We start from the raw sequence: 14,833 nt of genomic DNA on the forward strand, positions 1-14,833 counted from the left end.
GGGAAGTTAGGAATGGGTGGGTGGCAGCGCGGGCGGATTCTTGGCCTGATGCAGGATGCTGGCAGGCGACTCTCCATCGATGGAAAGAACGCGGATTTCTTTCGCATCGATCCACATCACCTCGCCGTTGAAATCGGAAAGGGCAATTTGATGGGATTGACCTGAGTTCGTTCGCACGGAAAAGCCACTCTCGCTCTTGGATTGATACATGCCATAGCCGGTGCCAAGAAAGATGGCGACCTGTTTGGTTTTCTTAATCTCGACGAGGGTAGCCATGATTGGGAGGCAGGTTAGATGGCAAGAATGGACTCGAGAGTGTCGACCGATTGGAGGATTCCAAACACTTGGGCGAGGCCGGTCAGGAGAGGTGGGAGCGCTACCGTTTCGTCGGACTCGTTTAGGTTCGTTGCTGTTGTTAGGCCGATGGTGAGGGCGGGGATTTCGTGTTCGATGAGAATGGAAAGATCGGAATAGCTGGGCCCTGTCGTAGTCTTGAGCCCCAACTCCTCTTGCACCTCACGGGCGGCGGCAACGAGGGGATGGTTGAAGGGGATTCCTCCTGGCTTGCGAAGGGCGGGGAAAGTGATGGAGCAGTCCGAAGCGGTTTCGGAGGAAATCTCGTCCAGAATGTCGGAGATTTGATAACGGATTTCGCGAGCTTTGCCAGGTTCCTCGGACCGGATTTCGAGCTTCAAACGCGCAAGTTCAGGAGGTCGATTGAAAGTCTTGCCGGCGCGGAGGGAGCCGAGGATCACCGAGGTGCGGGGTTCTTGGGGAATAGGAATCTCCAGGATGCGGCGAATGATGCGGTGCATGATGATCATCGCATTTTCCGCTGCCTCCCAGCGGGTGCCGGGCTCTTGGTGGACCCGGCAGATGACATCCGCTTGCACCATGCCGAGACAAGAGTGGTTGAGACGCCCCAAGGTGATGCCCTCGAGCACGAGTCCGGCATGGATTGGGCGCTTGAAGTTCTCGAGGAAGAAGCGCAGGCCGGCCAAGTCGTGCGAGTTTTGCGACTTGGTATGGGCAAGCAGAATGATGTTGGCCTCGGGCTGGATGCCGAGCTTCTCGAAGAGGTCGGGAATGGTTGCGAGAGTCGCCAGGCCGATGGTGTTGTCCGCCATCCCTGGTCCGGTAATGCTCTCGGGCCCGACATTGATGGTGAGCCTTTGGTCGGCCTTGTTCGTCAACAAGGTGTCGGCATGGGCGGCGATGAGGACGTTGAAATTGGGGTTCTTGCCCGGGATGATGGCTTGCAGGTTGCCTTGCTCATCAATGGAAACATCCTGAAGGGTGGAAAAGCGCTCGGCGAGGAACTTGATGCGGTCTTCTTCGCCCCCGGAAGGGGAAGGGAATTCGCCCAGGAGGAGGGCGTTGGCGAGGACGAGTTCTTGATGGGCTTGAAGGAGTTCGAGGAAGTCAGTTGGGGAGGGCATAGTGTGTCGTGAGCTTGAATCAGAGTCGATGTTGAGAGGGGGTGGGAAAAGTTTTTTCGTGTGAAAATGGTTGATGGTGGCGGGGTTCTGAACGGATGAACCTAGTATGAATTGGTTTTCTCAAAATTGGAACGCATGATGCGTGCCGTTTTTGTAGGAAGATGAGATTAGGATTTGTTTCGACACGATTTGCAGGCACCGATGGCGTGTCACTGGAAGCTCTGAAATGGGCTGAGGTTCTGGAAGAGATGGGGCACGAGATTTTCTGGTTCAGCGGGCTGAGTGACAGGCCGGAAGAGGTCTCGATGTGCGTGCCGGAGGCCTTCTTTGGCCATCCGGAAAATCAGTGGCTGGCCAAGCGAATTTGGGGGCATACCCAACGCGACCCGACGGTGACCGAGCGAATCCAGGATGTGGCGGGCTATCTCAAGGAGATGCTGCGGCGGTTCGTTGACCGCTTTCAGATCGATGTCCTCGTTCCCGAGAACGCGCTGACCATTCCGGTTCATCTCCCCTTGGGGGTCGCGATTACCGAGTTTCTAGCGGAGACCAATATGAAGGCGGTCGCCCATCACCACGACTTCTATTGGGAACGCGACCGCTTCGCAGTCAATGCGGTCCCGGATTTTCTCGATATGTCCTTTCCTCCCCGACTCCCGAACCTGCGACATGGCGTGATCAACCGGCAGGCAGGAGAGCAATTGGCGAGGCGAAAAGGGGTGAGCTCGATACTGGTGCCGAATGTCTTTCAATTTGAAAAAGAGCCACCTGGAATTGACGATTATTCGAGGGATGTCCGCAGTGAGCTTGGTCTCGCCGACGACGATATCTTTATCCTGCAACCGACTAGAGTGGTTCCGCGAAAAGGCATCGAGATGGCGATCAAGCTGGTGGCCCGGTTGAAGGATCCCCGCTGCAAGCTGGTGATTTCCCACCAGGCGGGAGATGAGGGCTTCGAGTATGTTGAGATGCTCAAGCGTCTGGCTGCCGAGGAGCAGGTGACCCTGCTGTTAGTCGGCGACCGCGTAGGTGAGAATCGTCAGCGGGATAAACAGGGGCGGAAGGTTTATACCTTATGGGATCTTTATCCTCATGCGGACCTGGTAACTTATCCCAGCACCTACGAAGGCTTTGGCAACGCGCTCATCGAGACCTTTTACTTCCGGAAGCCCGTGGTGGTGAACCGCTATTCCATCTTCGTGCAGGATATTGAGCCCAAGGGCTTTGATACCATCACGATGAACGGCTACGTGACCCACGACGTGGTCGAGCGCACACGCATGCTCTTGGCCGACGAGGATCGCCGAGACGAGATGGTCCAGACCAATTACGAGCTCGGCAAAAAGCATTACGGCTATGAGCACCTTAAAAAAGAGCTCGCCGCATTGTTCGCTTTTTAAAGAGAAAGTTTAATAGTAGCGACTTGTTATCAGAGACGCTCGGAAGGAAGGCGCCGCCAGCTCGGCCGCAACGGCTTGGTCTCTCCAAGCACCTGAACGCGGGGATTTATTGAGGAGCGCTTTCGCGATAACCGTTCAAATAGGCAGTCAGCGTCAGTTCTATGGCATCACGTACTTCGCGGAAAACCCGGCGAACTTCCTCCGGTGTTCCTGTTGCGTGAGCAGGGTCGGGAAAACCCCAGTGGTATCGATTCACTTGCCCGGGAAAGGAGGGGCAAGCTTGGTCGGCGTTTCCGCACACTGTCACTACGGTGTCGATTCCTTGATCGAGAAACTCGTTGAGATGCTTTGACTGATGCTGCGAGATATCGATACCCAGTTCGGCCATCACTTCGATCGCGATGGGATGCACGTATCCAGCAGGGTTGGAGCCCGCGCTGTGGACTTCGAAAAGGTTAGAAGCCATGTGGCGAAGTAGTCCTTCGGCAAGGTGAGAACGACAAGAATTTCCGGTGCAGAGAATGAGAACTTTTTTCAAAACAAATGAAGTATGGATTAATCTTTCGACAATTCTTGTATTGTTGAAATGTTGGTTGCGGTCAAACGAATTCAGGTGACAGTTGTAAGAGTGGGTTGAGGGGGGGCGGGGGAAAAGCCACGAGAGAAAAAGTGATGCCACAGTCAGAGGCGATCGTGGCGCTGGATTCTGGACTCTCTTCCCTGATTCGCGTTCAATGTCCAGCAGATGAGCGAAGCATTGTTTTTTCAGGGGGGCGAGGTCGCCGCGGAGGATGGTCCATTGATGGCGGCAGATGTCTGGGTGGTTGATGGAGTCGTTAAGGCGGTGGGGCAGATGTTGACCGTTCCAGAGGGTGCGCGTGTGATAGATTGCACGGGGAAGGTGCTCATGCCCGCGATGTTCGATGCCCATGTCCACTTTCGCGAGCCGGGTCAGACTCACAAGGAGGACATTGCCAATGGGACCGAAGCTGCCATCAACGGCGGGATCACCGGGGTGGTGATGATGCCGAACACTAATCCCGCTATCGACTCGGCGGCAGTGGTGAAAATGGTTTTGGACAAGGCCAAGGCGGTTTCGCGCATTCCGGTCTACACCTCGGGCTGCATTACTAAAGGTCGCGAAGGCAAGGAGTTGGCTGCTATCGATGGCATGCGCGAAGCGGGGGTGCTGATGTTGACCGATGATGGCGATGCGGTGCCGGACTCGAATCTGTTGCTGCAGGCGATGCGCTATGCGAAAGAGTTCGGAATGTTCTTCGCGAGCCATTGCGAGGACCCCGCGCTCGCTGGGCCGAGGGCGATGAATGAGGGCAAGAAGAGCTACGAGCTCGGCATCGATGGCACGCCTGCGATTGCGGAAGAGCTTTTCATTGATCGCGATATTCGCATCGCCCATGCGGCGGGAGCCCATGTTCATATTCAGCACGTTTCCTCACGCTTGGGGATGGAGACCATTCGGTGGTGGAAGGAGATGGGGGCGAAGGTCACTTGCGAGGTCGCGCCGCATCACCTGATGTTTAATGAGGAGGACATCGCAGACTACGACACTAATTATAAGATGAATCCACCTCTGCGTCTGGCTTCGGACAATGCGGCTCTTTTGCAGGGGTTGAAGGATGGGGTTTTCGACCTCATCGCGACGGACCACGCTCCGCATACCGAGTTCGAGAAGTCGCAGGATTTTGTGAGCGCCCCCAATGGATTGAGCGGGTTGGATACCGCGTTGGTTTCTTTGTTCGACCGCTTCGTCGCTGCCGGGGAATTGACTTGGGATGTCATCGTGAAGCGATACTCCGCGGAGCCCCGTCGCATGATGAATTTGGAGCCGGTTCCAATTGAAGAAGGCAAGCGCGCCGAGCTTCTGGTTTTTGATCCGAATGGAGAGACGACGTTCAGCCGTGAGTTTATGAAGTCCAAGAGCGTGAATACCCCGTTCTTTAACAAGACTTTGAAAGGCCGCATCGACCTTCTGCTAGCTGGCGAAGAATTGCTGTTAGAGCGGTAGGGCTGTTTTGACAAAACCGCAGCGAATGATGGGGGCCCCTACCGGAGCATGGACATTCCTGTCCATGAGCAGAACCCCGGTGAGTCAGCGCTTGCGTCTAAACGACTACGCGGGACTGACGGAATGACGTGGACGGACCGTCCCAGGGACAGAAATGTCCCTGCTCCGACGGTAGGGCTGTTTTGATGAAACAGCCGCGAATGATGGGGGAAGGTCCCAGGGCTCTCGCCCTTTGTTCGTTTATAGAGCCTTCGACTATCTCCGACCACTCGCGGACCTTTTGTCAAAAGGACCTTACTGGAGCATGGACATTCCTGTCCATGTGCAGAGCCCCAGTGAGTCAGCGCTTGCGTCCAAACGACTACGCGGGACTGACGGAATGACGTGGACGGACCGTCCCAGGGACAGAAATGTCCCTGCTCCGACGGTAGGGCTGTTTTGATAAAGCAGCCGCGAATGATGGGGGCTGGTCCCTAGGCTCTCGCCCTTCGTTCGTTTATAGATCCTTCGATTTTCTCAGACCACTCGCGGACCTTTTGTCAAAAGGACCTTACTGGAGCATGGACATTCCTGTCCATGTGCAGAGCCCCGGTGAGTCAGCGCTTGCGTCCAAACGACTACGCGGGATTGACGGAATGACGTGGACGGACCGTCCCAGGGACAGAAATGTCCCTGCTCCGACGGTAGGGTTGTTTTGAAAAAACAGCCGCGAATGATGGGGGCAGGCCCCTGGGCTCTCGCTCTTTGTTTGCTTGTCGATTTTTTGGCAGCCCCAGACCACTCGCGGTCCTTTTGTCAAAAGGACCCTACCGGAGCATGGACATTCTTGTCCATGAGCAGAACCCCGGTGAGTCAGAGTCCTCGTCAGAACTTCGAGGCGGGATTGACGGAATGACGTGGACGGACCGTCCCAGGGACAGAAATGTCCCTGCTCCGACGGTAAGGCTGCTTTGATAAAGCAGCCGCGAATGATGGGGGAAGGTCCTTGGGCTCTCGCCTTTCGTGCGCTCATTGATGTTTCGGTTATCTCCGACCACTCGGGGTCCTTTTATCAAAAGGGCCCTACCGATGCGCATCGATGGTGCGGTGTGGTCTTTGGGAGTTTGGATGTCTTCGCTCCTCGATTCGTAGTGACCATCTGGTCGAGCAAGCAAGCTTTGCTCTTCCCGTGGGGGATAAAGAACGAAGCCATCCACCCCACAAAGCGGTAGCAAGCGGCGCGCACTCCAAAAAGACCCATGGCCGGACAGCGAGTGCCCTCACTCGTCTTGGCGAACCGTCCTCTCTATTTCTTCAAATACGCCTTTACTTCATCCAAGGTCCGCGTATTCAAAAAGTCCTTCCGCCGCAACCACCCCTTCTGTGCGACCTTGATGCCAAAGTGAAGAGCTTGCAGGCCGTCGGTGCTGTGGGCGTCGGGATTGAGGGAGCAGAGCACGCCTTTGTCGCGGGCGCGCTTCCAGTATTTCCAATCCATATCCATGCGTTTGGCGGAGCAGTTCAGTTCGATGATGGTGTTGTTGGCCGCTGCGGCATCGATGACTTTGTCGAGATTGATGGGGTAGGGATCGCGGCGGAGAAGGAGGCGGCCGGTGGAGTGTCCTAGCATCGTGACGTGGGGGTTCTCAATGGCGCGAATCACACGCGCAGTCATTTCCTCTTCCGGAAGTGAAAACGAGTTGTGGACCGAAGCGACCGTGAAATCGAGTTTCGCCAGCATCTCGTCGTCAAAATCGAGGCTGCCATTGCGGAGGATATCGACCTCCGATCCGGCAAAGAGATGAATCGCTCCATCCAGCTCCTGGTTCATCGCGTGGATGTCGTCGATCTGCTGGAGCAATCGCTCCTCATCGAGTCCACGCGCCTGCGGCGAGGACTTGGAGTGGTCGCTGATGCCGAGATAGTCGAGACCGAGGTCGATCGCCGCCATCGCCATTTCGCGCAAAGTGTTGCGGCCATCGGACTCGGTGGTGTGGCAGTGGAAGGTGCCGCGCAGGTGCTCCTGTTTGACGAGATCGGGCAGCTCGTTCTCGGCCGCGGCTTCGATTTCGCCGCGATTTTCCCGCAGAGCCGGGGGAATGTAAGCGAGATTGAGCGCGGCGTAGAGTTCGGCCTCGGTGGTGATTTCGGGAAGCTCTTCCGCATCATCGCGGGTGGGGGAGAGGTCGTATTCGTTGAGAGACCAGCCCTTTTTCAAAGCGCGGGAACGGATGGCCACGTTGTGCTCCTTCGAGCCGGTGAAGTATTGCAGGGCAAAGGGAAATTGAGCGGTCGAGACCGCACGGAGATCGCATTGAAGGCCATTTTCCAAACGGATGGCCGCCTTGGTGTCTCCTTGGGCAATGGTCTCGATGCTGCCGACGTAGGCGGTGAAGTATTTGGTTAGCTCCGCCGGTTTGTCAGTGGCGACGAGGAAGTCGACATCATGCACCGTCTCTTTGCCGCGACGATACGAGCCCGCGACTTCGAGTTGGTGGGTGGCGGGATGGAGCAGGAGGTAGTCACGCAAAGGCTCTGCTTCGTGAGCCGCGACGGAGAGAAGGTAGCGTCCGGAGAATTTTTCTTTGGTCTCGATAGCGGCGAGAATTTTCTCGGCCGTCTTTTTGCCAAAACCTTTGAGTCCAGCGACAGAACCATCTTCGCAGGCGCGCTTGAGACCTCCCAGAGTCGAGATTTCAAGCTCATCATAAAGCGCCTTGATTTTTTTGGGTCCTAGGCCTTGTAAGTCGAAGAGCTCGAAGAGGGTCTCGGGGAATTCGTGCTTGAGGTCGAGGTGATATTGCAGGCGGCCAGTAGAGGCGAGTTCGTGCAGTTTCTGTTGGAGGGCATCTCCAATCCCTTTGATGCCCTTCAGCTCATCGTCTTTGGCCAGTTGGAGAAAGTCCCCTTCGAAATCGCGGATGATGTCCGCCCCGTTGCGGTAGGCGCGGGTCTTGAAGGGGTTCTCGCCCTTGAGCTCGAGGAGCAGGGCGATTTCTTCCAGGGTCGAGGCAAGGTCTTCGGTTGTCAGAGGCACGGGGGGAGCTTGGCGGGTTCTGTCCCTTCATCCAATCCCGAAGGCTAAAAATCTGATTGTTCCGTTTTTGTGGCCTAGCGGGAGCGAGCTTTCTTGGCATTCTTCATTGCTGCTTTGCGAAGCTTGAACTCTTCTTTCAAGTCACCGTGACGGTAACGATTTGGTCCAAAGAGTTGGGGCGAGCCGAAGCAGGCAAAGAGTCCGGCCAATCCAATGAGTAGGCCTAAAATATTGAGGCCAAGGATTGTGAGGACAGAAAGAATGCAGAAGATTATGCAGAGAATGCGCCCCCATTTTGTTCTTTTGAAGATTCCCACGCTTGAAACGAGAAGGAGGAGGGGAACTGATAGCGTTCCGATGACGTAACCTACGGATTCGGGACCTTCCAGCGCGGACGAGTTTGGGCGGAGAGCCGGTAGAAGGCTCACGCAAATCAGGACGATTCCAAGCAACTGCAGCACCGCAATACATGAAAGATTGCATGAGCGGTAATAGAGTTTTTTCACTTGCTCGAAGTCCAAGTGGGCGAAAGGGGAGTTCGCATCGATTGCAAGTGGCTCGCTGGTTTCAGGTGCAGAGTAGGGATTCATGCGCGTGGGGGGAATACTGCTGGCTCCCGACCTGTTAGGTCGAGCCGGAATCTATTTTTTCAGGCGTGGAGCGGAGTATCCCTGTTCCCGGATTTTTTTCATCTCAGCCTTCATCTCGGCCACTTTCTCTGGATTCTTGGCCGCCAGATTGTGGCGCTGGGCGATGTCTTCCTTTAGATTGTAGAGCGCGACCTTCTGGTCGTCTTCCGGGTAGTTGCGTCGTTTCTCGAAAGCGAGCGCTTTTCTGCCGTTGTGGTTTCCGGAGGGCTGGTCGATGTAGAGCCAATCCCCGACCCGAATGGCGTATTTGCCTTTGGCGGTATTGTGGATGTGGAAGTCGCGAACTTTCTCCACGGATCCATCTAACAATGGCACCAAATCGTGGGAGTCTTCGGCGGCATCCGCAGGCAGTGGGAAGTCGAGGTAGCTCGCAAGGGTGGCCATGATATCGATTTGCGACACAAGGGCGTCTTCCACCGTGCCGGCCTCCGTCTTGCCGGGCCATTTGATCAGGAAAGGGACGTGATGCCCTCCTTCGTAGATGTCACGCTTGAGACCGCGAAAGGGCTCGGCCGACCAGTGCCCGAACCTTTCGTCGCGGGCGTAGGCATAGTGCTCGGGGCCGTTGTCGGCGGAGAAGATGATGATGGTGTTCTCGTATTCGCCACTTTCCTTCAACGCTTTGATGAGGCGTCCCACGATGTCGTCGGTTTGCACCACGAAGTCCCCGTAGGCACCGGCCCCGGATTTGCCATCGAACTCATCGGTGGGAATGATGGGGGCGTGTGGGCTGGGGAAGGGAAAGAAGAGGAAGAACGGCTTGTCCTGCCCCTTGCGGCCGCGCAGATACTTTTCGCCCTCATCGGCCAGGGTGGGCAGGACTTGATAAAAGTCCCAGTCCGCCATTGCTGGACCAGGGCGAACTTCCCAATTTCCTTCCTTGGTCTTTTGCTTGATGTTCTTGGGGAGCAGGGTGCTGTCGGGGACGGTGACCACCTTGTTGTCGCGAATCCAGCAGTAGGGAGGAAAGTTGATGACGCTGTCTCCAAAGTAGTGATCGAAGCCGTGGGCCAGAGGACCGTCGGGGATCTCCTGAGACCAATCGAAGTCGGTGTGCTCCCAGACTTTCTTCTGCTTGGCGTGAGTGGCATCGCCAGTGTGGATGGCCATCCAATCCCAGCCCAAATGCCACTTGCCGATGCAGGCGGTGTCGTAGCCGGATTGCTGCATCATCTCGGGGAGGGTCAGTCTTTCCGATGGAAAAACCGAAGCGCCCATCGCGTTGACGATGCCGTGAAAATCGCGCCAATGATGACGTCCGGTGAGGAGCGCGTAGCGGGAGGGGGTGCAGATCCCCGAGGAGGAGTGTCCATCGGTGAAGCGGGTTCCCTCTTTGGCGATTTGGTCGAGGTGGGGAGTGGGGATTTTGCTGTTGTCCTGATAGCTGGTCAGGTCGCCATAGCCAAGGTCGTCCGCATAAAGAATGAGGACATTCATCTTGTCCGCCCCCGAGAGGGTTGGGATCAGGCTGGCGGCCAGCAGGCCGAGGGCAGGGAACAGGCTCAATTTCATCAAGGGGCATACTCGGCGGCAGAGGGAGCCTTTTCAAACTCCTTTGCGAACAAGACGATTCCGGTATTTGCCTTCCTGCTGGTCTGCCTTACTCTCAGCGGGTCTGTGAAATTTTTGATTCTTGTTCTGCTCCTCTTTGCGAGCCCCGTCTGGTCCCAAGGTCTTTCCTCTGAGGAGATCGATAAGCTGGTGAAAAGTGAGGAGGCCGCGGGAGAAGATGCGACTTCGCAGGCTGCCCTTGCCGCTTGGAAGTCGGCACTTTCTCTGGCGCAGCAGTTGGAGGAACTCAATCGGCAGACCAAGGAACTGCGGCAAAAGATCGAGGCAGGCCCTTCCCAGCCGGATTTGACCCTTCCCGATCCTTTGCCCGAGAGCGCGGGGTTGACGGAGCAAACCGCTCGTCTGGCCGAGATCAACTCCGCCATCGAAGCTTCCCGATCCCGCATCGACCAGTCCACCTCCGAGCTGGATGGTTCGACTGCTCGCATCACGGAGCTATCGGAACAGATTGCGAAAAACCGTGACCTGCTGAGCGATGTGCAAATCCCGGCGGAAGGAACGACTTCACTCCAGAAAGCGGAGTATCAAAAGGCGGTCCTGGCCAAGGCTCTGCTCCAAGCTCGGATCGAAAACTTTCAGGCGGAACAGGATTTTCAGCAGATGGAGATGGTGAGCCTACCTGAGCGGTTGAGAGTGAGAAAAGAGCATCTCGCCCAGCTCTTGCAGGTTAAGGATCGTCTCCAGGCGTCCATTGCGGGATTGCGAAAGGAGGAAGCGCAGAGCACCAGTGAATCTCTCGATGCTTCCTTCCAGAAGCTCGCTCACATTCCCGAACTGGCCACCGTCATCAACGACATCAGGCAGTTCAATGAAAGGCGAACGGGTGAGAACGGCTTGCAGAGTCAAATCAAGTCGGCTGCTTCTTACGAGAAATCAGTCAACGCGCTGTGGGACCGCATCAAGAATCAGAAGGAGCTGGCGGATCAGAAGATCAAGTTATTGGAGTCGGTCGAGATCGGTATCGATACCAAGACTGGACTCCTGCTGCGCGAACAACGGGCGGAATTGCAGAGCACCGATTCCTTGCAGCGCACCATGCGCGAAAAGGTCGAGCAGGTTGCCCAGAATCAGATCTCTTTGTTAGATCTTCTCGATGAGCTCAAGCAGGCTCCCTTGAAGACCAGCGTCATCAATCGCTTGGTGAAGGAGAATCCCGAACTCACAAAGAACGAAGTGAACGAGCTGCTCGCTCAGCGAAAGTCACTTTTGGAAGCGCTGACTGTCGATTACCGCAGTCTCAATGACACTTTGACACGCACGAATTCCAAGGCTGCACGGACCATCGAAGCCATCGAAAGTTATTCCACCTTTCTCGACAAGCGGTTGCTCTGGATTCGCAGCACCACGCCTCTCCAGGCTTCCGAGCCTTTGGATGAATGGAAACGGGTCGTGGGCTTGTTCCATCCGGACTACCTGAAAATGGCGTTGAGGAGCATGGGGGACAATTGGCCTTCGCGGCTGATTCCAACTTTGCTTCTGGTGACGACTTTTCTCTTTACCCTCATTCGGCGCAGGAAATTGCGTGAGTTTCTGAAGTCGTCGAGCGAACAGGCGGCGCGCCGGAATTGTCTCAGCATTCGTCCCACTTTGGTGACTATCGCTTGTTCTTTTCTGATGGCCTTTACTTGGCCTTCTTTGCTGTTCCTGCTGGCGCTGTTGATTAGCGAGCCTGAGCCGCTGCGGGTCGGCCTTCTCAATTCGGGTGTTTTTCTTCTCGTCGGCCTGCTGCTGATGAGATTTGCCAAAAAGGAAACTCTCTTTGAGGCTCACTTTCGGTTCTCGTCGGAGAAGGTGGAGCGAGTTCGGTGGGTGCTCCGTATTTTCGTTCCCGCCATGTTCTTCTTCGTCTTCGGCATAGGAGCTCTCACGGCAGAGCGTGGGGAAGGTGATTCCGGACGATTGGTATTCATTCTGGGGATGCTGCTCGTGACGGGGCTGGCCCATTTCCTCTTTCATCCCAAGCACTCCATTGTGCGGGGTGAGGAGAAGGCTGGCTGGGTCGCGAGACTGAGCTACCCACTGGCGATTGGCTTGCCCGTCAGCTTTGCGGTGGGAGCGGCCTTGGGATTTTTCGCTTCCGTATTGACCCTGCGGGCGCAGGTGCTGGCTTCGGCAGGGGTCTTGTTGGCGGCCTTTCTAATTATTCGTTTCTTTACCCGATGGATTCTGGTCTCGCGTCGTCGCTTGGCGATTTCGCAAGCGCTTCAACGGCGCGAAGCGACCCTTGCTCATCGCAATCGGGAGGAAAAAGGGGAAACCGACAAGGAGATGGACCTCCCCAGCCTGGAAGAGGTGAAGGCCCAAGCCATCGATGTCGTTGAGGTGGAGGAGCAGACCAGCCGCTTGGTTCGGTTCTGTGTGTATTTCTCTGTTCTCTTTGCGATTTGGTCGATTTGGTCCAGCTCGCTGGTTGCCTTTTCCAAGCTTGATACCATTCCGGTGAATCCTTTCCTCAAGGCCAAACAAGAGGAAGTCTCTAAACCGGCTCCTGTAATCGACAGTCTGCTCACGGGGGGAACTTCCACCGGCGAAGCAGAGGCGAAGAGCTCCGAGCCAGAAGTGGACGAGGAGTTCAGTGCCTTGACTGAAATCGTGGGGCCTTCGAAAAACTTTATCAGTTGGCAGGACCTGATTCTGGCTGTTTTCATCGCGGCTTTGACCGTGGTGGCCGCGCGGAATATTCCCGGATTGCTCAGTCTGGCCGTTTTCAACCGCTTGAACCTGGGGCCTGGCGGAAACTTCGCGTTTACCACGGTGGTGCGCTATGTGATCGTAGTGACGGGATTGGTTGTCGGCTTGGGGAAGGTGGGCATCACTTGGGACAAGGTGCAATGGTTGGCTGCGGCCATCACCTTGGGTATTGGTTTTGGTTTGCAGGAGATTTTTGCGAACTTTGTGGCCGGTCTGATTCTTCTTTTCGAGCGGCCGATTCGCTTGGGTGATGTCGTAACGGTGGGTGACGTCTCGGGGAAAGTGACGGAGATTAAGATCCGGGCGACCACCATCCAGCAGTTCAACAATCGTGAACTGGTTGTGCCCAACAAGGACTTCATCACAAGCCAATTAATCAACTGGACGCTGCGTGATACGGTATTGCGTTTCGAGATCGCGGTGGGAATCGCATATGGATCCGACACACGGAAGGCGAAGGAGATTCTTTCCCGACTCGTCAACGAGCATCCCAACGTTCTGGATGACCCAGCTCCGGGAGTCATTTTCAATGCCTTTGGCGCGAGCACGTTGGACTTCTTGATTCGAGCCCACGTCGGTCGGGTGGAGAATTTGGTGGATACTCAAAGCGAGCTCCACTTCCAGATCGACGACGCGTTCCGTGAAGCTGGGATTGAGATTTCTTTCCCACAACAGGATCTTCACATTCGGTCTCTACCGGAGGGAGTGAGTTTGCAGCCGACACCTCCTGCGGAAGGATAGGTCAGGCCCGGCTTGCTATTGGCTACTAGCGAGGTGTTCGCTCTCTTCTAACAGTGCTTTGGTTTCGCCGACGAGAAAGGCTGAGCCCGTCACGAGAACGAGAGGTGCTTTCTCACAGGCCAAAAGTGCAGCCTTCACATTCGAGTGCTGACGGCATCTTTCTTTCCCTTGTTCGGGAGTGTGTTCGAAGAGGGTGTCGGTCTGGGTGCTGCGAGGGCTGTTGATTGGCGTGAAGTGAATCTCGCCAGCTACCTCCTCCAGCATCTCCAGCATGGGGTCGATTTCTTTCGAGCCAGCCGCTCCAAAGATGAGGGCGGGTTTCTGCTTGGGGAAATGCTTTCGCAAGCTGGCTACTAAACTTCTAGTAGCATGCGGGTTGTGGGCGATATCGAGGATGATGCTTTGGTCCTCGTTGGGGGAGATGATCTCGAAGCGGCCGGGATGAGTGGCCTTGGACAGGCCGGAGAGGACGACGTCGTAGTTCATCTCAAAACCCGCCGCGTAAAGTGCCTCGAGGGCCACGGCGGCATTGCTGGCCTGGTGCTCGCCCAGCAAGCCGAGGGGGTAGCCTCGTAGAGGCTCGCTGATCCAAGTCAGGGGGGAGCGGGTTTGGTTGGCGGTTTGTTCGATGACGCGGGCGGCTTCCGGGGCCTGGGGAGCGCTGATGGCGGGCTTGCCTTCCCGAAAGATGGCTGACTTTTCCCCGGCAATTGCAGTCAAGGTGTCTCCGAGCCATTGCTGGTGGTCGAGGTCGACTGGGGTGAGCACTGCCACGTCGGAGGGGACCACGGTGGTGGCATCGAAGCGCCCTCCCATCCCGACTTCCAGCACGATGAGCTCGCATTCTTGTTCGTAGAAGTAGCGCATGGCCAGGGCCAGGGTCAGCTCGAAGAAGGTGGGGTGATGCTCCCAGTCTTTCACCAACTCGCGCAGTTCGCTAAGCCCCTTTGCGATCGTTTCCTCGGGCATCTGCTGACCGCTGACCTGAATGCGTTCGCGATAGCTGACGAGATGGGGAGAGGTGAAGAGCCCCGTGCGTGATCCGGTGGCACGGGCGAGCGAATCGATGAAGGCACAGGTGGAGCCCTTGCCATTGGTACCCGCGACTTGAATGACCTTCGTGGTGTGGCGGGGGAAGGCGAGATATTCGCGGAGCAGGCGGGTCGGATTTTCCAAGCCAAGTTTGATTCCAAAGGTCTGGGTGGAATAGAGCCAGGAAATGGCTTCGGAGTAGTTCATGACAGTCGGTGCTCCGCAATCTTGAACAGCGAGGGGGTTCCGTCCACTCTGGAAGAGGT

The 14,833-nt window shown here is 56.1% G+C and carries 10 protein-coding genes; 3 read left to right on the forward strand and 7 right to left on the reverse strand.

Going from position 1 to position 14,833, the window contains the following annotated elements:
* Positions 1-6 precede the first annotated feature (6 nt).
* Both IE099_RS13660 and IE099_RS13665 read right to left on the reverse strand, forming a co-directional pair.
* Complete coding sequence (locus tag IE099_RS13660) at positions 7-276, reverse strand: hypothetical protein (RefSeq protein WP_189570781.1); 270 nt, start codon at positions 274-276, stop codon at positions 7-9.
* Between the two features lie 14 nt (positions 277-290).
* Positions 291-1,439: a M20/M25/M40 family metallo-hydrolase gene (locus IE099_RS13665; RefSeq protein WP_189570783.1), complete on the reverse strand. Its 1,149-nt coding sequence runs from the start codon at positions 1,437-1,439 to the stop codon at positions 291-293.
* A gap of 161 nt (positions 1,440-1,600) precedes the next feature.
* Here IE099_RS13665 and IE099_RS13670 point away from each other — a divergent pair, with 161 nt between their 5' ends.
* Complete coding sequence (locus IE099_RS13670; protein WP_189570785.1) at positions 1,601-2,839, forward strand: glycosyltransferase family 4 protein; 1,239 nt, start codon at positions 1,601-1,603, stop codon at positions 2,837-2,839.
* Positions 2,840-2,945: 106 nt separating this feature from the next.
* On the opposite strand, the gene IE099_RS13675 is transcribed toward IE099_RS13670, so the two are convergent.
* Positions 2,946-3,377 (reverse strand): arsenate reductase/protein-tyrosine-phosphatase family protein, encoded by a 432-nt coding sequence (locus IE099_RS13675; RefSeq protein WP_189570787.1) that lies wholly within the window; start codon positions 3,375-3,377, stop codon positions 2,946-2,948.
* Positions 3,378-3,584: 207 nt separating this feature from the next.
* Here IE099_RS13675 and IE099_RS13680 point away from each other — a divergent pair, with 207 nt between their 5' ends.
* Entirely contained in the window at positions 3,585-4,865 is a 1,281-nt protein-coding gene (locus tag IE099_RS13680) for a dihydroorotase (protein ID WP_189570789.1), read from the forward strand.
* Positions 4,866-6,150: 1,285 nt separating this feature from the next.
* On the opposite strand, the gene polX is transcribed toward IE099_RS13680, so the two are convergent.
* From polX to IE099_RS13700, 3 genes are all read right to left on the reverse strand, one after another.
* The gene (polX, locus tag IE099_RS13690; protein WP_189570793.1) at positions 6,151-7,881 is read right to left on the reverse strand and encodes a DNA polymerase/3'-5' exonuclease PolX; all 1,731 of its coding nucleotides are present in this window, start codon (positions 7,879-7,881) and stop codon (positions 6,151-6,153) included.
* A gap of 74 nt (positions 7,882-7,955) precedes the next feature.
* Positions 7,956-8,471 (reverse strand): hypothetical protein, encoded by a 516-nt coding sequence (locus IE099_RS13695; RefSeq protein ID WP_189570795.1) that lies wholly within the window; start codon positions 8,469-8,471, stop codon positions 7,956-7,958.
* Between the two features lie 51 nt (positions 8,472-8,522).
* Positions 8,523-10,043, reverse strand: a complete 1,521-nt coding sequence (locus IE099_RS13700; protein WP_189570797.1) for a sulfatase family protein — start codon at positions 10,041-10,043, stop codon at positions 8,523-8,525.
* Positions 10,044-10,148: 105 nt separating this feature from the next.
* Here IE099_RS13700 and IE099_RS13705 point away from each other — a divergent pair, with 105 nt between their 5' ends.
* Positions 10,149-13,535, forward strand: a complete 3,387-nt coding sequence (locus IE099_RS13705; RefSeq protein ID WP_189570799.1) for a mechanosensitive ion channel domain-containing protein — start codon at positions 10,149-10,151, stop codon at positions 13,533-13,535.
* Positions 13,536-13,550: 15 nt separating this feature from the next.
* Here IE099_RS13705 and IE099_RS13710 read toward each other — a convergent pair whose 3' ends face one another.
* A complete protein-coding gene (locus tag IE099_RS13710) occupies positions 13,551-14,774 on the reverse strand; it encodes a bifunctional folylpolyglutamate synthase/dihydrofolate synthase (protein ID WP_189570801.1) in 1,224 nt (407 codons plus the stop codon).
* Between the last annotated feature and the right edge of the window lie 59 nt (positions 14,775-14,833).

The sequence above is a fragment of the Roseibacillus persicicus genome, from assembly GCF_014651675.1.
Classification (GTDB): Bacteria; Verrucomicrobiota; Verrucomicrobiia; order Verrucomicrobiales; family Akkermansiaceae; genus Roseibacillus; species Roseibacillus persicicus.

Bases quoted from the DNA above. Each gene is read 5' to 3' on its own strand.
- IE099_RS13670 (WP_189570785.1), top strand. From the start codon at position 1,601: ATGAGATTAGGATTTGTTTCGACACGATTTGCAGGCACCGATGGCGTG.
- IE099_RS13695 (WP_189570795.1), bottom strand. From the start codon at position 8,471: ATGAATCCCTACTCTGCACCTGAAACCAGCGAGCCACTTGCAATCGAT.
- IE099_RS13680 (WP_189570789.1), top strand. From the start codon at position 3,585: ATGAGCGAAGCATTGTTTTTTCAGGGGGGCGAGGTCGCCGCGGAGGAT.
- IE099_RS13660 (WP_189570781.1), bottom strand. From the start codon at position 276: ATGGCTACCCTCGTCGAGATTAAGAAAACCAAACAGGTCGCCATCTTT.
- IE099_RS13710 (WP_189570801.1), bottom strand. From the start codon at position 14,774: ATGAACTACTCCGAAGCCATTTCCTGGCTCTATTCCACCCAGACCTTT.
- IE099_RS13665 (WP_189570783.1), bottom strand. From the start codon at position 1,439: ATGCCCTCCCCAACTGACTTCCTCGAACTCCTTCAAGCCCATCAAGAA.
- IE099_RS13700 (WP_189570797.1), bottom strand. From the start codon at position 10,043: ATGAAATTGAGCCTGTTCCCTGCCCTCGGCCTGCTGGCCGCCAGCCTG.